We start from the raw sequence: 18507 nt of genomic DNA, 5'->3' as shown, positions 1-18507 counted from the left end.
GGCGTGGGTTACGTTCGACGGGTGAACGAAACCACGCCCCCGGCCGACGCCCCCGGCCGCGTCATCCTCCTCACCACCAGTCACCGGGTGGCCCCCGGCCTGCTTTCCTGGCCCGCCTGGCAGGCGCTGCACGGGGCGGACGCGGTCCTGTGCGCCGACGCGACGCACCCGCAGCTTCCGTATCTGCGCGAGGCGGGCGTGCGCGTGGACCAGGCGTCGCCCACGGCCCAGGAGCTGGTGGACGCCTGCGCCGGTGGCCGCACGGTCCTGGTCATCGCCACGGCCGAGGGCGACCGCCCCCTGACGGACGGCCTGGCCCGCCTCGCGGGATCGGGCCGGATCGCGATGCCGGACCTGGAACTGCTCCCTGCTTCGTACGACCTGCCGGGCGCACGCCTCCTCGATCTGGTCCAGGTCATGGACCAGATCCGCGGCGAATGCCCCTGGTCGTCCCAGCAGACGCACAAGGGCCTGGCGAAGTACGCGATCGAGGAGGCGTACGAGCTGGTCGAGGCGATCGAGGAGGGCGACAGGGACGAGCTCCTGGAGGAGCTGGGCGATGTCCTGCTCCAGGTGGTCTTCCACGCCCGTATCGCCGAGGAGGACACCGAGTCCCCCTTCTCCGTGGACGACGTGGCGGGCGGCATCGTCGAGAAACTGATCCACCGCCACCCGCACGTCTTCGGCGACGACTCGGCGGACACCCCGGAGGATGTCAAGGCGCACTGGCTCCGCACGAAGGCGGCGGAGAAGCAGCGCTCGTCACTGACGGAGGGCATCCCACTGGGCCAGCCGGGGTTGGCGCTCGCGGCGAAGCTGGCCTCTCGGGTGCGGACGGCGGGGCTTGAGGTGGAGGTGCCTTCGGGGGAGGGCGTCGGCTATGAGCTGCTTGCCCTCGCGCTGCGGGCCGAGGCGGAGGGAGTCGATCCGGAGGCGGCGCTTCGGGTGGCTGCGCGGGCTTATCGGGATGCGGTTCGGGCGGCGGAGACCTCGCGGGGGCCGGGGGCTTAGTACCTTTACTCCAGGGCGAGTTGGCGCGGCTGGAGGCTTGGCTGAATGGATCCGTTACTGACGGCGGCGAGCACGGCGCTCGTGCAGGTGATGGCGTCGGAGGCGTGGGCGGGCACGAGGGATCGCATCGCGCGGATGTACGGCAGGTCCGAAGGGATCGAGGCGGAAGCGGCCCAGCTCGACGAGGTCAGGGCCGAGTTGCTCTCCGGGGACCAGGACCAGAAGCTCGACGCGGAGGCCGAGTGGCGGGCGCAGCTGAGCCGCCTGTTGAGCGAGAACCCGCGAGCCGCCGCCGAACTGCGCCACATGGTCGAAGAGTTCGCCCCGCGCGCGGACGCCGGTCCGCGGACCCGCAACACCGTCTCCGGGGGAACCGTCGATCACGTGGTGCAGGCTGAGGTCATCAACTCGCTCACTCTCCAGGCAGCCCCTGAAGAGGGCGACCACGTCGACTTCAGCGACGGCACGTTCAACGGCTCGGTGGTGGGGGTTCAGCACAACCATTACGGCACCCAGTCGCCCACGGCCCACGTGACGACGGCCGACTGGCCCCGCAAGGACCGACTCCGCCGCCTCGACCTCGGCGTTCACCCCACGCGGCGGTTCGACGGGGAGTCGAGCGTGCCGCCGTACGTCGTGAGGGACTGCGACGGCGAACTCAGCGGTCTGGTGAGGAGCGCCCTGCGCAACGGCGGCCTCGTCGTCGTCACGGGCGAACCCCTCTCCGGCAAGACCAGGACGGCCTGGGCGGCTCTGCACCGGAACGGGCGCCGTGACGCGAGGGTCTACGTACCGCAGGCCGGTACGGATCTGCGGGACCTTGCGGCCCAGCTCCGGGGCCGCGATCCCGAAGGCATGTACATCGTCTGGCTCGACGACCTGGACGGCCACCTCGGCGAGCACGGCCTCACCGCGGGCCTGCTGGCCCGGCTGGCGGCAGAGAAGGTACTCGTCCTCGCCACCATGAGCGACGAGGCGTACGAGACCCACCGGTTCGGCGGTGGCCCCGCGTCCCGTCTCCTCAGAGGCGTGGCCTCGGTCCAGCTGAGCTGCCGCTGGAGCGAGGCGGAACTGGCACGCCTCGCGGAGTTCGACGACCCGCGCCTCGTGGACGCCGCGCGGTGGCACGGGGAGCGGGGCGTCACCGAGTTCCTGGCGGTCGGCCCGGAGCTGTGGGACGAGTGGCGGTGGGCGGCCCACAGGAATCCGCTGGGCCACCTCCTGGTGCGGGCGGCCGTCGACATCGCGCGGTGCGGACTTGAGGGAGACGTGCCGGTGTCGCTCCTCGGCGAGGTGTGCATCATGCACGACCCCGAAGTGGACGGCGTCGACAACGAGACGTTCGAGGCGGCGATGAACTGGGCCTTCGAACCCCGCCACGGGGTGGCGGGACTGCTGGTGCCTGGCTCCGGGGACACCGTGCGAGCGTACGGCTCGCTCGTCGCGGACGCGATGCGGTTCGAGGGGACCGAGCCGGTGCCGGACGACGTCTGGGAGGCGGTGCTCACCGAGACGCTGGTCGACGAGAAGTTGGACGCCGAGGCGGTGAAGGCCGCCGCACGCGCCGCGTTTCTCCCCCGCGCCGAGGGCGGGGACGCCGACGCCATGGGAGCACTCGGCGCCATGGCGGAGCACGGCGGAGACACGGCGGAGGCGGAGGACTGGTACCGCAAATCCGCGGAGCTCGGGGACGGCGAGGGCGCACGTGACGCGGGCAGGCTCCTCGCCGCGCGGGGCGCCGAGACCGAAGCGATGCCCTACCTGGAGACCGCCGCCGAAGCGGGCTTCACGGACTCCATGCTCACCCTCGCCGGTATCCACCAGAAGCGCGCCGCCCACTGGCTCCGCACGGCGGAGGCCGCGGGCGACGTCACCGCGGCGGCCCGGCTGAGCGGGCCCCTCGTACCGCCGGAGTGAGAAGTCCGGCGGTCCGGATACCGTCGACCCATGCAAGACCAGCCACCCGCCACCCCCGCAGCCTGCCCCGCAGGGGCCCACACGGAGCCCCCCAAGGCCCAGGGGCCAGAACTCTTCACCTGGGAGTTCGCCACCGACCCCTACCCCGCCTACGCCTGGCTGCGTGAGAACTCCCCAGTGCACCGGACCGCGCTGCCCAGTGGCGTGGAGGCCTGGCTGGTCACCCGGTATGCCGATGCCAAGCAGGCCCTCGCCGATCAGCGGCTCAGCAAGAATCCGGCGCATCATGACGAACCCGCCCACGCCAAGAGCAAGACCGGCATCCCGGGCGAGCGCAGCGCCAACCTGATGACGCATCTGCTCAATATCGATCCGCCGGACCACACGCGGTTGCGCCGCCTCGTGTCGAAGGCCTTCACTCCCCGCCGCGTCGCCGAGTTCGCGCCCCGCGTGCAGGAACTGACGGATCAGCTCATCGACCGGTTCGCGGAGAAGGGGGAGGCGGACCTTATTCACGACTTCGCGTTTCCCCTCCCCATCTACGCCATTTGCGATCTGCTCGGCGTCCCGCGCGAGGACCAGGACGACTTCCGTGACTGGGCGGGCATGATGATCCGACACGGCGGTGGCCCGCGCGGTGGCGTCGCGCGCTCCGTGAAGAAGATGCGGGGCTATCTCGCCGAGCTCATCCATCGCAAGCGCAACGACCCCGGCGACGACCTCATCTCGGGGCTCATCCGCGCCTCCGACCACGGCGAGCACCTCACCGAGAACGAGGCCGCCGCGATGGCCTTCATTCTCCTCTTTGCCGGATTTGAGACCACCGTCAATCTCATCGGCAACGGGACATACGCCCTCCTCACCCACCCCGAGCAGCGCGAGCGGCTCCAGGAGTCCCTCGGGGGAGGGGACATGGGGCTCCTTGAGACCGGCATCGAGGAACTGCTCCGCTTCGACGGGCCCGTCGAGCTCGCCACGTGGCGGTTCGCCACCGAGCCGTTGACCATCGGCGGGCGGGACATCGCGCAGGGCGACCCCGTTCTCGTCGTACTCGCAGCCGCCGACCGTGACCCCGAGCGGTTCGAGGATCCCGACACGCTCGACCTCTCCCGGCGCGACAACCAGCACCTCGGATACGGGCACGGCATTCACTATTGCCTCGGCGCACCCCTCGCCCGGCTCGAAGGTCAGGCCGCTCTCGCGACCCTGCTACGCCGCCTCCCTGACCTGCGCCTCGCGGCGGAACCGGGTGATTTGCGCTGGCGAGGCGGGCTCATCATGCGCGGACTGCGCACGCTGCCGGTGGAGTTCACACCCGCACAGAAGCGCACTTGAGACGCCGTTGAACTGACGGTGCGTCAAGACTGTGACTTTCACGTGATCTCCGCTGCATCGACTTGTGACAACTGTTCGACTGCGGCTACGTTCACCGACGACTCGGCATCCGCTGTCGCAGCAGCCGCAGTCGCCTCTGCAGTCTTCTGAAAGGCACTTGCATGCTCTCCGGTAATGGTCGTCACCGACGCCCCCGCCAAGCCCCGGCCCTCATCGTCGCGGCAGGTGTCACCGGATCAGCCATCGCGATCCCGTTGCTCGGCGCCACCAGCGCGAGCGCCGCGGACACCGCCACCTGGGACAAGCTCGCGGAGTGCGAGAGTGGCGGCTCCTGGAGCCTGGACCCGGGCAACGGCTACTACGGCGGGCTCCAGATGTCCCAGGAGACCTGGGAGCAGTACGGCGGTCTCGACTACGCCCCCTACGCCGACCAGGCCAGCCGTTCGCAGCAGATAGCCGTCGCCGAGAAGGTCCTGGCCGACCAGGGTCCCAGCGCCTGGCCGAGCTGCGGAGTGATCGCCGGACTCAGCAAGGACGACGCCCCCGCCGACGTCGACCCGGGCGCTCCGATCACCTCGGTGCCGTCGGACGAGCCGACCGACACGAGCGGGTCCGCCGAGCCCGGTGACTCGACGGAGTCCGGTGAGTCGGCCGAGCCCACCGAGAAGCCCACCGAGAAGCCCACCGAGGAGCCGTCGGAGAAGCCCTCCGAGAAGCCCTCTGAAAAGCCCTCCGAGAAGCCCGGCGCAGGCGACGACTCGCGAGACAAGAATCACGAGTCGGATGAGTCGGATGAGTCGGATGAGTCGGGTGACTTGCCCAAGTCAGATGATTCGGGTGACTCCGACAAGTCGGAGCCGGACGACTCCACTTCGCCCGCCCCGAGCCCCACCCCCTCCACCGGCGCGGGCGAAGGCTCGGGTCGGCACCGCGGTGACAGCGCGGACGACGGGCAGGCCAAGAACGGCGACCGCGACGGCTCCGGCCGGCACGCCTCACGCGGCGACGACCGCGCGAAGGACGGCGCCGACGGGACGTACACGGTCCGCTCTGGAGACAACCTCTGGACCATCGCCGACGACCTCGGCGTGCAGGGCGGATGGAGCGCGCTCTATGCCGAGAACAAGAAGTCCGTCGGAACCGACCCCGACCTCATCCTCCCCGGTCAGAGCCTCGATTTGGGCGAAAAGTAAGGGAAGTTGACGAAGAGTCGGTCAGTTGCTTCGCGCTTAATGTCCGGTTTGGCGTAAGTGAGAGATGGGTCTCAGAAGCCCTGATCGTCTTTGAAATTCCGTGGATCGCATGTCTACGGTCGTGACCGCTCGCCACAGCGGGCCCCGCCGGTCGGTACGCCTAGTCCTGCCAACGGCCGTTCGGGAACAGTCGTCGCGTCAAGCGCCGTAGGCAGGAGCGGGGGACCCAAGGTTTCCGCCGGGCCCGGCCGCACAGCAGCAGAACGAAGAAGCTGCCGAGCGGAGTTGGGACCGGCTAGGGGTTAAGTCGCGCTTGAGGAAGCGCGGCCGGGCAACTTCATCGGCCCGAACCCGACAGCTCACCTCGTAGGCGTCGGTGAGGGGATCACTCATGCTGTTTTCCAGCAAGGGCAAGCACCGCCGTCCGTCCAAGGCCACCCGCGTCGCCACGCTCGCCGGCGTCACCGGTGTCGCGGTCGCCGCCCCGCTGATGGCCGCCGGCTCGGCCTCCGCCGCCACCGGTTCCGAGTGGGACTCCGTCGCCCAGTGCGAGGCCGGCGGCAACTGGTCCATCAACACCGGCAACGGCTACTACGGCGGCCTGCAGTTCTCGGCCTCCACCTGGGCCGCGTACGGCGGCACGAAGTACGCCGCCACCGCCGACCAGGCCTCCAAGGCCCAGCAGATAGAGATCGGCGAGAAGGTTCTCGCGGGTCAGGGCAAGGGCGCCTGGCCGAGCTGTGGCGTGGGCCTCTCCGGCGCCGCGTACAGCGGTGGCGGTGCCGAGGAGAGCGCTCCGCAGCAGCAGCCCGCCGAGCAGCCGCAGAGCCAGCCGAGCGCCCAGACCGAGGCGCCGAAGCAGGAGGCCGCGCCGAAGCAGGCCGCCCCGAAGGCCGAGTCCAAGAAGACCGTCGAGACCCCGACCGGCAAGAAGGTCAAGAAGGGCGACGGCGAGTACAAGGTCAAGAAGGGTGACACCCTCTCCAAGATCGCCGAGGAGAAGGACGTCAAGGGCGGCTGGCACAAGGTGTACAAGCTCAACGGCGACATCATCGACAACGCCGACATGATCTACCCGGGTCAGCAGCTTCACCTCAGCTAATTTCTGGCGGGGCGCCTCGCTGGTCTTTTGGCTGCGGGTGCGTTTTGGTTGCTCGCGCCCACGCGGCGGAGCCGCACATGTCACAGCCCCGCGCCCCTTCGGGGCGCTACCCCCCGGCGACGGCTTCGGGGGGTCCCCCCGTCCCCACGGGTCCACCCCGTCCCGGCGTGCATATCCCCCGTACGCGCCGGGGCGGGGTCTTTTTGTTCCGTTCGGAAACTTTTTGCTCTCGGTTTGTCCACAGGGCGGTCGCTCGGCTGGCTCTTGTCCGGGAGCCGGTTAGGCTCGTGTCCGCGAGGCCAACGCCCCGCGTACCCGCGTCACATCCCAGAAGGAGATGCTCGTGCCGTCCATCGACGTCGTCGTAGCCCGGGAAATCCTGGACTCCCGAGGCAACCCCACGGTCGAGGTCGAGGTCGGCCTCGACGACGGCAGCACGGGTCGTGCCGCCGTTCCGTCCGGTGCGTCCACCGGCGCTTTCGAGGCCATCGAACTCCGTGACGGTGACCCCAACCGTTACCAGGGCAAGGGCGTGGAGAAGGCCGTCCTCGCCGTCATCGAGCAGATCGGCCCGGAGCTCGTCGGGTACGACGCCACCGAGCAGCGCCTGATCGACCAGGCGATGTTCGACCTCGACGCCACCGACAACAAGGGCTCGCTCGGCGCCAACGCCATCCTCGGCGTCTCCCTCGCCGTCGCGCACGCCGCCTCCGAGGCCAGCGACCTGCCGCTGTTCCGCTACCTCGGCGGTCCGAACGCGCACCTGCTGCCCGTCCCGATGATGAACATCCTGAACGGCGGGTCGCACGCCGACTCGAACGTCGACATCCAGGAGTTCATGATCGCGCCGATCGGCGCCGAGTCCTTCTCCGAGGCCCTGCGCTGGGGCACCGAGGTCTACCACACCCTCAAGAAGGTCCTGAAGGACAAGGGTCTGTCGACCGGCCTCGGCGACGAGGGCGGCTTCGCCCCGAACCTGGACTCCAACCGCGCCGCGCTCGACCTCATCCTCGAGGCCATCAAGCAGGCCGGTTACGTCCCCGGCGAGCAGATCGCGCTCGCCCTCGACGTCGCCGCGTCCGAGTTCTACAAGGACGGCAAGTACCAGTTCGAGGGCAAGGAGCGCTCGGCCGCCGAGATGACCGAGTACTACGAGGAGCTCGTCGCCTCGTACCCGCTCGTCTCCATCGAGGACCCGCTGTTCGAGGACGACTGGGCCGGCTGGAACGTCATCACCGAGAAGCTCGGTGACAAGGTCCAGCTCGTCGGCGACGACCTGTTCGTCACCAACCCGGAGCGCCTGGCCCGCGGCATCGAGGAGAAGTCCGCGAACGCCCTGCTCGTCAAGGTCAACCAGATCGGTTCGCTGACCGAGACCCTGGACGCCGTCGAGATGGCCCAGCGCAACGGCTTCAAGTGCATGATGTCCCACCGCTCCGGCGAGACCGAGGACGTCACCATCGCCGACCTGGCCGTCGCCACCAACTGCGGCCAGATCAAGACCGGCGCCCCGGCCCGCTCCGAGCGCGTCGCCAAGTACAACCAGCTCCTGCGCATCGAGGAGATCCTGGACGACGCGGCGGTCTACGCCGGTCGCTCGGCGTTCCCCCGCTTCAAGGGCTGAGCCGTAGTCACGCTGTAGTTACGTACGTCCCCGTACTCGGTCCCGTACCGTGTGCGGGGACGTACGCGCGTGTGAACGGGAGGCGGGGACATGGCCGTGAAGGACCGGGACCGGTTCTCCACCGCGACCAGGCTGCGGCTGCTCGGCGAGCAGACCGCGGAGCGTGTCTACCGCTCCCAGACGAAGCGCCAGGCCCGCCGCTCCCGGCTCACCGGCCGGGCCGCGCTGCTCGCGCTCGTGCTCTGCTCGCTGGTGGTCGCGCTCGCCTACCCGATAAGGCAGTACGTCTCCCAGCGCGCCGAGATCGCCGATCAGCGCCGGGAGCAGGCCGAGCGCCGCGGACACGTCGAGAGGCTGAAGGACGAGAAGGCCCGCTGGCGTGACGACGCGTACGCGGAGCAGCGCATCCGGGACCGGCTGCACTATGTGATGCCGGGCGAGACCGGCTACACGGTGATCGACCCCGACGCGGTGAAGCGGCAGCGCACCGACCAGGGGGCGGCCACCAGGCCCTGGTACTCGAACGTCTGGGACGGCGTCGACAACGCCGACCGCCCGGACGACTGAGCTCAGCTCAGTAGAACCACTTCTGCTCAGTAGAACCACTTCTACGGAACCGATCGAAAGACAGGCATGGAAACGCCCCCGCCGACCACCCCGCGCACCGAGCCCACCGACGCCGACGTCGAGGCCTTCAAGCAGCAGCTCGGCCGCCCGCCCCGTGGCCTGCGGGCCATCGCGCACCGCTGCCCCTGCGGGCAGCCGGACGTCGTCGAGACGGCGCCGCGCCTGCCGGACGGGACGCCGTTCCCGACGACGTACTACCTGACGTGCCCGCGGGCCGCGTCCGCGATCGGCACCCTTGAGGCCAACGGCGTCATGAAGGAGATGTCGGAGCGCCTCAAGACGGACCCCGAGCTGGCCGCGGCGTACCGCGCGGCGCACGAGGACTACATCGCGCGCCGTGACGCGATCGAGGTCCTTGAGGGCTTCCCGAGCGCGGGCGGCATGCCGGACCGGGTGAAGTGCCTCCACGTCCTGGTCGGCCACTCCTTGGCCGCGGGCCCCGGCGTGAACCCCCTGGGCGACGAGGCCATCGCGATGCTCCCGGAGTGGTGGCGCAAGGGTGCTTGCGTGACCCTGCCGGAGAAGACCGAGGAGAGCCAGGCGTGACCCGCGTAGCCGCCATCGACTGCGGTACGAATTCCATCCGCCTCCTGGTGGCGGACGCCGACCCCGCGACCGGCGAACTGGTCGACCTGGACCGGCGGATGACGATCGTCCGCCTGGGCCAGGGCGTGGACAAGACGGGCCGCCTCGCCCCCGAGGCACTGGACCGCACCTTCGCGGCCTGCCGCGAGTACGCCGAGGCCATCAAGCGCCACGGAGCGGAGCGCCTCCGCTTCGTCGCGACCTCCGCGTCCCGCGACGCCGAGAACCGGGACGACTTCGTACGCGGAGTCCTGGACATCCTCGGCGTCGAGCCGGAAGTCATCAGCGGCGACCAGGAGGCCGAGTTCTCCTTCACGGGAGCGACGAAGGAGCTCGCGGGCACCGACCACCTCGCCAAGCCCTACCTCGTCGTGGACATCGGCGGCGGCTCCACGGAGTTTGTCGTCGGCGAGGACCATGCCCGTGCCGCCCGCTCCGTCGACATCGGCTGCGTACGCCTGACGGAGCGGCACATCCGCAGCGACCCGCCCGCCCCCGCCGAACTCGACGCCGTCCGCGCCGACATCGAGGCCGCGCTCGACCTCGCGGAGGAGACGGTCCCGCTGAGCGAGGCCCGAACGCTGGTCGGCCTCGCGGGTTCCGTCACCACGGTGGCGGCCATCGCGCTCGGCCTCGACGCGTACGACTCCGCGGCGATCCACCACTCCCGCATCTCGTACGAGCAGGTCGCCGAGATCGTCGGGCGGCTCGCCGGGTCCACCCACGACGAGCGCGCCGCGATCCCGGTGATGCACCCGGGCCGCGTCGACGTGATCGTCTCGGGCGCTCTCGTGCTCCTTGCGATCATGGATCGGACGGGGGCCCGGGAGGTCGTCGTCAGCGAGCACGACATCCTCGACGGGATCGGATGGTCCCTCGCGTGAGCGGTTCGAGCGGCGTCTGAGCGCCTGGTGAGGGGCCTGGAGGGCCCGTCGGCGACGTCCTGTCGGGAAACTTCGTGAAGTTCTTCACAAGGAAATCGCCTCGGTTGGGCGATGTTCTTGGGTTCCGAGCCCCTGAATGTGCCCCTCAAGGGCCTCTTGACCCGTGACAGTGAAGGTTCGGGTGCGTGTCCGGAGTGTGCAGCGGCCGCGTGGTCCACTGTGCGAAATGGGCCAGAGCGGCAGCTCACAAGGGGTGCACAACGTCTTGGGTGAAGTCGTGGTTCCCCTGGGGGGCTATGGCCTGCGTCACGTGGGCGGCGAACTATAGCAGAGGGTGTACCCATGCTTGTGAAGGGGCGCACGAGCGACCCCCGTCAGGCAGGTGGATACTCGATGGCATGAGCACCACGGAGCGTCCCAGGATCCTCGTAGTAGGCGGTGGGTACGTAGGCCTGTACGCAGCTCGGCGCATCCTCAAGAAGATGCGCTACGGAGAGGCGACCGTCACGGTCGTCGACCCCCGGTCGTACATGACCTACCAGCCCTTCCTCCCCGAAGCCGCAGCCGGCAGCATTTCGCCTCGGCATGTCGTCGTCCCGCTGCGACGCGTGCTGCCCAAGGCGGAAGTTCTGACCGGCCGGGTCACCACCATCGACCAGGACCGCAAGGTCGCCACGATCGCCCCCCTCGTGGGCGAGGCGTACGAGCTGCCCTTCGACTACCTGGTCATCGCGATGGGCGCGGTCTCCCGCACCTTCCCGATCCCCGGCCTCGCCGAGCAGGGCATCGGCATGAAGGGCATCGAGGAGGCCATCGGCCTGCGCAACCACGTCCTCGAGCAGCTCGACAAGGCTGACTCCACGACGGACGAAGAGGTCCGCCGCAAGGCGCTGACCTTCGTCTTCGTCGGCGGTGGCTTCGCGGGTGCGGAGACCATCGGTGAGGTCGAGGACATGGCACGCGACGCGGCCAAGTACTACACCAGCGTGAAGCGCGAGGACATGCGCTTCATCCTGGTCGACGCCGCCGACAAGATCCTTCCCGAGGTCGGCCCGAAGCTGGGCCAGTACGGCAAGGAGCACCTGGAGGGCCGTGGGGTCGAGGTCTACCTCTCCACCTCCATGGACTCCTGCGTCGACGGCCACGTGGTGCTCAAGAACGGCCTCGAGGTCGACTCCAACACCATCGTGTGGACCGCCGGTGTGAAGCCGAACCCGGCGCTCGCCCGCTTCGGCCTGCCGCTCGGCCCGCGCGGTCACGTGGACGCCGAGCCGACCCTCCAGGTCAAGGGCACGGACTACATCTGGACCGCGGGCGACAACGCCCAGGTGCCGGACCTCGTGGGCCGCAAGGCCGGCAACGAGAACGCCTGGTGCCCGCCGAACGCCCAGCACGCGCTGCGTCAGGCGAAGGTCCTCGGCGACAACGTGATCTCCGGCATGCGGGGCTTCCCGCAGAAGGAGTACAGCCACGCCAACAAGGGTGCGGTCGCCGGTCTCGGCCTGCACAAGGGCGTCGCGATGATCGTCATGGGCAAGGTGAAGATCAAGCTCAAGGGCCGTCTCGCCTGGTACATGCACCGTGGCTACCACGGCATGGCCATGCCGACCTTCAACCGCAAGATCCGTGTCCTCGCCGACTGGACCCTCGCGGTCTTCCTCAAGCGCGAGGTCGTCTCGCTGGGTGCCATGGAGACGCCGCGCGAGGAGTTCTACGAGGCCGCCAAGCCCGCGCCGAAGCCCGCCGCTGCCGCGGAGGCTCCGGTGGCCAAGGCCGAGGAGAAGGCCAAGGCCTCCTGACCCGCGGTCATTGATCAACCCCGAAGGGGCCGCCCGCCATCCGTGGTGCGGGCGGCCCCTTCGGGTTTTCCGTGGGCTTTTGAGTGGCGGCCTACGTGGCGGCTACATGTATTTTGCCGATCCGTAACGCCGCAACGGGACTGCGCGAGCGCCCCGTTGGTGTTTACGTGGTGTTGAACCTATCCGGGATTGCGTCATCACGGAGGTGTGCACCATGCCAAGCGCCGCACTGCGGCTGAAGAAGCTTGCCGAACAGCTGCTGGGAGCCCCGCTCCCCGTACGTATTCGTGCCTGGGATGGTTCGGAAGCGGGGCCGCCGGGTGCGCCCGCCCTTGTCGTGCGCAGCCGCAGGGCGCTGCGCCACCTGATGTGGAAGCCGGGCGAACTGGGTCTGGCCCGCGCCTGGGTGGCCGGGGACCTGGACGTCGAAGGGGACCTGTACGCCGCGCTCGACGCGCTCGCCGAGTTCATCTGGGAGCGCGCTGACGACACCAAGAGCCTCAGGGAATCGCTGCGCGACCCGGAGTTCCGTGCCGCGGCCCGCTCGCTGATCGCCCTGGCCGCACCGTTCCTGCCGCCGTCCCCGCCGCGGGAGGAGATGCGTGGGCGCGGCCGGCTCCATCTGCACACCAAGGGCAGCGACCGGCAGGCCATCAGCCACCACTACGACGTCGGCAATGACTTCTACGAGCTGGTGCTCGGCCCCTCGATGGTCTACTCGTGCGCATACTGGGGGGCTGATGAAGAGGAAGCCTCCACCCTCGAGGACGCCCAGCGCGACAAGCTGGAGCTCATCGCCCGCAAGCTCGCCCTCAAGCCCGGCATGCGGCTGCTCGACGTGGGCTGCGGCTGGGGCTCGATGGCGATCCACGCGGCCCGCGAGCACGGCGTCACCGTCGTCGGCGTCACGCTCTCCCAGGAGCAGGCCGCGTACGCCAGGAAGCGCATCGCGGAGGAGGGCCTGACCGACCGGATCGAGATCCGCGTCCAGGACTACCGCGATGTGCGCGACGGCCCGTACGACGCCATCTCCTCCATCGGTATGGCCGAACACGTCGGCTCCGAGCGCTACTTGGAGTACGCACGCGACCTGCACGCCCTCCTCAAACCGGGCGGACGCCTTCTCAACCACCAGATCGCGCGCCGCCCGCAGGAGGACGAGTCCACGTACTCGGTGGACGAGTTCATCGACGCCTATGTCTTCCCGGGCGGGGAGCTGGCGCCTGTGGGGACCACGGTGGGGCTCCTGGAGCGGGCCGGGTTCGAGGTACGCGACGTGGAGGCCATCCGTGAGCACTATGCGCTGACGCTGCGTCGCTGGGTTGCCAATCTTGAGGCCGATTGGGAGGTGGGCCAGCGGTTGACCTCGCCGGGGCGGGCGAGGATCTGGCGGCTCTATATGGCGGCCTCCGCCCTTGCCTTTGAGCGGAATCGGATCGGCGTCAATCAAGTTCTCGCCGTGAAGACCCCGGAGGTCGGCACCTCCGGGATGCCGTTGCGGGCGCGCGACTGGCGGTAGGCGCTTTTCGTCTGCGGGGCCGTCGTGGCTGGTCGCGCAGTTCCCCGCGCCCCTTCGGGGCACGACTTACGGGGCCCGGACTGTTTCGTCCGGGCCCCGTTAGTGCGTACCGCGATCGCGCTACTCGCTCTTGATCGCCTGCAGCGGGTTCAGTCGTGCCGCGCTGCGGGCGGGCCACACGGCTGCGAGGACGCCGACCACCGCGGCGATCACCAGGAAGATCGCGATGCGGCCGAACGGGATCTCCATGGAGTACGTCGTCACCTTCTCGGCGATGCTGCCGCCCGCCGCCCAGCCCATGAAGAGGCCGAGGCCGATGCCGAGCACCGCGCCGAACAGGGAGATCACCACCGACTCCAGGCGCACCATCTGCTTGACCTTCGCGCGGTCGAGGCCGATGGCCCGCAGCATGCCGATCTCGTGCTTCCGCTCGAAGACCGACATGGCCAGGGTGTTGATGACACCGAGCACCGCGATCAGGATCGCCATGGCGAGCAGGCCGTACAGCATGTTCAGGACCATGTTGATGGCGCCGCCGATGGCGTTGCTGATCGCCTGCTTGTCCTGGATGGTGATGGCCGGGTTGTCGCCCAGGGCCTTGACGATGGAGTCCTCGGCGCTGTCGGACGCGCCGCCCTTCATCTTCAGGAGCACCTGCTTGTCGACGATCTTGTCGAGGTGCGGGTCGACGACGGACGTCGGCGCGAACAGGCCGCTGAGCATCTCGTTCGCCTCGTAGACGCCGGCCACCTTCAGCCGGACCGTCTTGCTGTCCTCGTCGAACTTCACCGGGATGGTGTCGCCCGCCTTGATGCCCTTGTCCTTGGCGGTGTCGGAGTCCACCAGCGTGGACTCACCCTTGAAGGCGTCCATCGAACCGCTGGTGAAGTCGAGGCCGACCAGCTTGCCGATGGTCTTCGGGTCGACTCCGGAGATGGAGGTGAAGCTGCCGTCGGCCTCGCCGTACGCGGCGCGCAGCGGGCTGCTCGCCTCGACGTCGGGGAGCTTGTCGAGCTTCTCGCGGACCTCGGGGGTCAGCGGCTGGAAGTTCGCCATGGAGACGCTGTAGTCGGCCTTCAGGGAGTCGACCGCCATCTTGTTGATGGCGCTGCTCATGGAGGTCGCGACGACCGTCATCGCCGTGATGAGGGTCAGGCCGATCATCAGGGCCGACGCCGTGGACGCCGTACGGCGCGGATTGCGCACCGAGTTGAGGCGCGACAGCTTGCCGGAGACGCCGAACGGCTTCAGGAGCGGCGCCGACGCGGCGATGACCGGGCGCGAGAGCAGCGGCGTGAGGACGATGACGCCGACGAGGATGACACCGGCGCCACCGGCCATCACGTAGTTGTCGTCCATGAAGAGCATGACCGTGCCGAGCGCGACGATCAGCGAGCCGATCGTGTTGCGTACGACAAGACCACGCGTGGTCGGCGTCGCGTGCACGCTGTTCATCGCGGCGACCGGCGGGATCCTCGCGGCGCGGCGGCCCGGCAGCCAGGCGGCCAGCATGGTCACGACCACACCGATCACGAGCGCCACAATGACCGTCGTCGGGGAGATGACCAGCGGGCCCTGGGGCAGCGAGGCGCCGCCCGAGTTCATCAGGGCCTCAAGGCCGGTGGAGACGCCGATGCCGAGCCCGAAGCCGGCCACGGCGGCGACCAGGCCGACCAGGAACGCCTCGATGAGCACGGAGCGGGTGACCTGACGGCGCGAGGCACCGACCGCCCGCATCAGGGCCAGCTCCTTGGTGCGCTGGGCGACCAGCATCGTGAAGGTGTTGGCGATGATGAAGATGCCGACGAAGAGCGCGATACCGGCGAAGATCAGCAGGACCTGGCTCATCGAGCTGGTCTGCTGCTCGATCATCGCGTCCTGGTCGTCGGAGAGCTGGGCGCCGGTGACGGCGTCCGTGTCCTTCGGCAGGATCTTCTCGACCGAGCTCTTGAGCGCCGTCTCGGAGGTGCCTGCGGCCGCCTTCACGTCGATCTCGTCGTACTCGGTCTTGTTCAGCGCCTTCAGCGCGGTGGCGTTGTCGAAGACCATCAGGCTGCCGCCCGCGACGACACTGCCGTCGTCGGTGTCGAAGACGCCGCTGACCTTCGCCTCCTTCACCGGGCCCTCGGTGGAGTAGCGGACCGTGTCGCCGACCTTGTAGCCGGTGCGCTCGGCGGTGCGCGAGTCCAGGGCGACATCGCCGGCGGACTTGGGTGCGGCGCCCTCGGTGAAGTCGTACCGCGGGTCCTTGCCGTCCTTGGCCGGGTAGTAGTTGGTGCCGGTGGTGCCCCATTCGCCGCCGACCAGCTTGCCGTCCTTGTCGGCGAGCGCGGTGAATCCGGAGACGCCGCCGATCGCCGATTCGGCGCCGGGCAGCTCCTTGGTCTTGGCGAGCAGTGAGTCGGTGAGCCGGGGCTGCTGCTTGGTCTCGTCGTCGGAGCCGCCGACCGGCTGGATGGCGACCGAGACGTGGTCGAAGCTCTTCGCCGACTTGTTCTTGTAGGCGTTGCCGAAGGTATCGGTGAAGACGAGGGTGCCGGAGACGAAGGCGACGCCGAGCATGACGGCGAGCACGGTCATCAACAGCCTGGCCTTGTGCGCGAGCACGTTGCGCAGGGCGGTACGGAACATGGGAGTCAGTCCTGGTGTGGGGCGGGCGGGGCGCCCCTTCAGGGGCGCGGGGCTGGGACATTTGCGGCTCCGCCGCGCGGGCACGACCAGCCACATACGGCCCGCAGTTGAGAACGGAGAGGCAGAGCGCTTAGCTCGTACGCCCCTTGGCGTCGAAGTCCTTCATCCGGTCCAGCACGCCCTCCGCGGAAGGAGACAGCATCTCGTCGACGACCCGCCCATCGGCGAGGAAGATCACGCGGTCCGCGTAGGCGGCGGCCACCGGGTCATGCGTGACCATGACGACGGTCTGCCCCAGCTCCCGCACGGAGTTCCGGAGGAAGCCCAGCACCTCGGCACCGGAGCGCGAGTCCAGGTTTCCGGTGGGCTCGTCGCCGAAGATGATGTCCGGCTGAGAGGCCAGCGCGCGGGCCACCGCGACACGCTGCTGCTGGCCACCGGAGAGCTCGGTGGGCCGGTGGCTGAGCCGCCCGGCAAGGCCGACCATGGAGATGACCTGCTCGAGCCACGCCTTGTCCGGCTTGCGGCCCGCGATGTCCATCGGCAGCGTGATGTTCTCCAGTGCGGTCAGCGTCGGCAGCAGGTTGAAGGCCTGGAAGATGAAGCCGATCTTGTCCCGGCGGAGCTTGGTGAGCTGCTTGTCCTTGAGGGTGGACAGCTCGGTCTCGCCGATCCGCACGGAGCCGCCGCTGAAGCTGTCGAGCCCCGCGACGCAGTGCATGAGCGTCGACTTGCCGGAGCCCGAGGGGCCCATGATCGCGGTGAACTCGCCCTGTCGGAAGTCGACGGAGACATGGTCCAGGGCGACCACCTGCGTCTCGCCCTGTCCGTACACCTTGGAGAGATCCGTGGCGCGCGCTGCCACGGCGGTGGCGCGGGCGGCGAAGGGGGTGGTGGTCACGGGACGGTGCTCCTGTCGGTACGACGAGTGGGGATGACGTACTCCATCGTGCTTGCCGATCCGTGCCGTGTAGTCAGCCGCTGTTCCGGTTCCCGGGGCCCTCTCCAGTCGGACCCGGGACGCCCTTGTCATACCTGGGGATGACACCTGCCCCTGAGACGGGCGGCGCACCGGAACGCTCTCGCAGGCGTCCGGCTGCGGCTAAATTCCGTCATTCCGTACGGGACGCCGGGAACTCGCGGAATAGCCTGCGGCATGTACCGATGGCCCGTACCGGTGGCTGATGCACCCTCAGACGTCAATAAAATAAGACAACATCGGGCTGTTGTTCCGCTGTTCGGGGGACGCCTCCCGATAGGGTCGAATCACTTGATGCGGAGCCCACGGCCAGCCCGGATGGTGGAATGCAGACACGGCGAGCTTAAACCTCGCTGCCCCTCGGGGGCGTGCCGGTTCGAGTCCGGCTCCGGGCACCTCCACCGTCCCCTTGCGGGACGCTTGGGCAAGTCTGACGGAAATTCAGTTCAACGGTCAAGCAGCGGCGTTGGTCACAGCGCGTCGACGGCGCTCACCTTCCAGCCGTCCGTCATACGCGTGAGGGTCATCCGGACCCGGTTCAGATCCACGCGCGAGCCGGAGACCTGAGTGCTCTTGGTGACCTGGTTGACGAAGAGCACCACAACGGCGCTGTCCGCCGACGCCGACGCCACCGAGGCCGCCGGGGCACCGCCGTCGGGCGGCGTGACCACGGAGGCCTTCACCACACCCTTGTACTTCTTCGCGGTCGGCGCGACCACCGCCTTGGTCGTCCGGCCGTACTCGTCGCGGAAGGAGCCCGTGAGCCGGGCGCGCGCCGCGGCGAAATCCCGGTCCAGATGTCGGTAGTCGTACGACAGGACGAGGGGCGCCGCCTGCTGCGCGGCCGCGAGGGCCTGCGCCCGCGCCGCCTCGACCTGGCGTCCGTCCCGGTACTGCCACCCGAGCACCGCGACCGCGACGAGGCCCGCCACGGTCAGGAGGGCAAGGACGGCGCTCAGCCGCGCGCGCCGGCGTCCGCGGGGCGTGGCCTCTTGGTCCGAGTCGTCCGAGGTGTCCTCGGCTTCCGAGGCCGCTGGGTCCGGCCCGGGATCGGACTCCGCCTCCGCCTGCAGGACCTCCCCGACCACCTTCTCGACGGGCGGCAGCCCCGTCAGGTCGTTGACCAGATCCTCGGGTACGCCGTCGAGCGCGTCCCGCGCCCCGGAGCGGCTGCCGTCGGCCCGCTTGGCGGCGGCGCGGGCGGCCGCGTTCAGGGAACGCCGGCCCGGTGAGCCGGGTCCGGTGCCGCGGCCTCGGGTATTGAGGTTCGCCACGGTGTCTCTCCTTAGGGGATGGCGCGG

Annotated in this window: 14 protein-coding genes, 1 tRNA gene and 1 riboswitch; of the genes, 12 read left to right on the top strand and 3 right to left on the bottom strand. The window is 69.3% G+C overall.

The features are described 5' to 3' along the window. Positions 1 to 21: 21 nt before the first annotated feature. The 11 genes from AB0O76_RS18440 (at position 22) to AB0O76_RS18390 (ending at position 13596) form a co-directional block, all read left to right on the top strand. Positions 22 to 1011: a nucleoside triphosphate pyrophosphohydrolase gene (locus AB0O76_RS18440; protein WP_365491864.1), complete on the top strand. Its 990-nt coding sequence runs from the start codon at positions 22 to 24 to the stop codon at positions 1009 to 1011. A 45-nt stretch (positions 1012 to 1056) separates the two neighbouring features. Next, complete coding sequence (locus AB0O76_RS18435; RefSeq protein WP_365491861.1) at positions 1057 to 2928, top strand: sel1 repeat family protein; 1872 nt, start codon at positions 1057 to 1059, stop codon at positions 2926 to 2928. A gap of 30 nt (positions 2929 to 2958) precedes the next feature. After that, positions 2959 to 4263, top strand: coding sequence for a cytochrome P450 (locus AB0O76_RS18430; protein WP_365491858.1), 1305 nt, complete (start codon positions 2959 to 2961; stop codon positions 4261 to 4263). Positions 4264 to 4424: 161 nt separating this feature from the next. Further along, complete coding sequence (locus tag AB0O76_RS18425) at positions 4425 to 5456, top strand: transglycosylase family protein (RefSeq protein WP_365491856.1); 1032 nt, start codon at positions 4425 to 4427, stop codon at positions 5454 to 5456. Positions 5457 to 5649: 193 nt separating this feature from the next. Beyond that, a riboswitch (cyclic di-AMP (ydaO/yuaA leader) is annotated at positions 5650 to 5844 on the top strand. A gap of 3 nt (positions 5845 to 5847) precedes the next feature. Next, positions 5848 to 6558 carry a transglycosylase family protein gene (locus AB0O76_RS18420; protein WP_266866073.1) on the top strand — a complete coding sequence of 237 codons (711 nt, stop codon included), beginning with the start codon at positions 5848 to 5850 and terminating at the stop codon, positions 6556 to 6558. A 337-nt stretch (positions 6559 to 6895) separates the two neighbouring features. Then, positions 6896 to 8182 carry a phosphopyruvate hydratase gene (gene eno, locus AB0O76_RS18415; protein ID WP_365491852.1) on the top strand — a complete coding sequence of 429 codons (1287 nt, stop codon included), beginning with the start codon at positions 6896 to 6898 and terminating at the stop codon, positions 8180 to 8182. 90 nt (positions 8183 to 8272) lie between these two features. Further along, positions 8273 to 8749 (top strand): septum formation initiator family protein, encoded by a 477-nt coding sequence (locus AB0O76_RS18410; RefSeq protein WP_365491850.1) that lies wholly within the window; start codon positions 8273 to 8275, stop codon positions 8747 to 8749. Between the two features lie 66 nt (positions 8750 to 8815). Further along, a complete protein-coding gene (locus AB0O76_RS18405; RefSeq protein WP_365491848.1) occupies positions 8816 to 9355 on the top strand; it encodes a DUF501 domain-containing protein in 540 nt (179 codons plus the stop codon). Next, entirely contained in the window at positions 9352 to 10278 is a 927-nt protein-coding gene (locus AB0O76_RS18400; protein ID WP_365491845.1) for a Ppx/GppA phosphatase family protein, read from the top strand. Before AB0O76_RS18405 ends, AB0O76_RS18400 begins: the two co-directional genes overlap by 4 nt. A gap of 398 nt (positions 10279 to 10676) precedes the next feature. Beyond that, on the top strand, positions 10677 to 12077 hold the full coding sequence (locus AB0O76_RS18395; RefSeq protein ID WP_266866083.1) for an NAD(P)/FAD-dependent oxidoreductase: 1401 nt from the start codon (positions 10677 to 10679) through the stop codon (positions 12075 to 12077). Between the two features lie 214 nt (positions 12078 to 12291). Beyond that, positions 12292 to 13596, top strand: a complete 1305-nt coding sequence (locus tag AB0O76_RS18390; RefSeq protein ID WP_365491841.1) for a cyclopropane-fatty-acyl-phospholipid synthase family protein — start codon at positions 12292 to 12294, stop codon at positions 13594 to 13596. 120 nt (positions 13597 to 13716) lie between these two features. On the opposite strand, the gene AB0O76_RS18385 is transcribed toward AB0O76_RS18390, so the two are convergent. Both AB0O76_RS18385 and AB0O76_RS18380 read right to left on the bottom strand, forming a co-directional pair. Beyond that, positions 13717 to 16227 carry an FtsX-like permease family protein gene (locus AB0O76_RS18385; RefSeq protein ID WP_365491838.1) on the bottom strand — a complete coding sequence of 837 codons (2511 nt, stop codon included), beginning with the start codon at positions 16225 to 16227 and terminating at the stop codon, positions 13717 to 13719. Between the two features lie 130 nt (positions 16228 to 16357). Then, on the bottom strand, positions 16358 to 17128 hold the full coding sequence (locus AB0O76_RS18380; protein WP_365491835.1) for an ABC transporter ATP-binding protein: 771 nt from the start codon (positions 17126 to 17128) through the stop codon (positions 16358 to 16360). 390 nt (positions 17129 to 17518) lie between these two features. Here AB0O76_RS18380 and AB0O76_RS18375 point away from each other — a divergent pair. Beyond that, positions 17519 to 17601: transfer RNA gene (locus AB0O76_RS18375), tRNA-Leu, on the top strand. 75 nt (positions 17602 to 17676) lie between these two features. Here the strand turns inward: AB0O76_RS18375 and AB0O76_RS18370 are convergent. Continuing rightward, complete coding sequence (locus AB0O76_RS18370; protein ID WP_365491832.1) at positions 17677 to 18480, bottom strand: hypothetical protein; 804 nt, start codon at positions 18478 to 18480, stop codon at positions 17677 to 17679. Positions 18481 to 18507 lie beyond the last annotated feature (27 nt).

Origin of the sequence: Streptomyces sp. NPDC086554, from assembly GCF_040686095.1 — a bacterium.
In the GTDB taxonomy this organism is placed as follows: Bacteria; Actinomycetota; Actinomycetes; order Streptomycetales; family Streptomycetaceae; genus Streptomyces.
The sequence above is the reverse complement of the archived record's forward strand: the minus strand, read 5'-3'. Positions and strand labels throughout refer to the sequence as shown.

Coding starts and splice junctions, on each gene's coding strand:
- AB0O76_RS18435 (WP_365491861.1), top strand. CDS start 1,057: ATGGATCCGTTACTGACGGCGGCGAGCACGGCGCTCGTGCAGGTGATG.
- AB0O76_RS18430 (WP_365491858.1), top strand. CDS start 2,959: ATGCAAGACCAGCCACCCGCCACCCCCGCAGCCTGCCCCGCAGGGGCC.
- AB0O76_RS18425 (WP_365491856.1), top strand. CDS start 4,425: ATGCTCTCCGGTAATGGTCGTCACCGACGCCCCCGCCAAGCCCCGGCC.
- AB0O76_RS18420 (WP_266866073.1), top strand. CDS start 5,848: ATGCTGTTTTCCAGCAAGGGCAAGCACCGCCGTCCGTCCAAGGCCACC.
- eno (WP_365491852.1), top strand. CDS start 6,896: ATGCTCGTGCCGTCCATCGACGTCGTCGTAGCCCGGGAAATCCTGGAC.
- AB0O76_RS18410 (WP_365491850.1), top strand. CDS start 8,273: ATGGCCGTGAAGGACCGGGACCGGTTCTCCACCGCGACCAGGCTGCGG.
- AB0O76_RS18405 (WP_365491848.1), top strand. CDS start 8,816: ATGGAAACGCCCCCGCCGACCACCCCGCGCACCGAGCCCACCGACGCC.
- AB0O76_RS18395 (WP_266866083.1), top strand. CDS start 10,677: ATGAGCACCACGGAGCGTCCCAGGATCCTCGTAGTAGGCGGTGGGTAC.
- AB0O76_RS18390 (WP_365491841.1), top strand. CDS start 12,292: ATGCCAAGCGCCGCACTGCGGCTGAAGAAGCTTGCCGAACAGCTGCTG.
- AB0O76_RS18385 (WP_365491838.1), bottom strand. CDS start 16,227: ATGTTCCGTACCGCCCTGCGCAACGTGCTCGCGCACAAGGCCAGGCTG.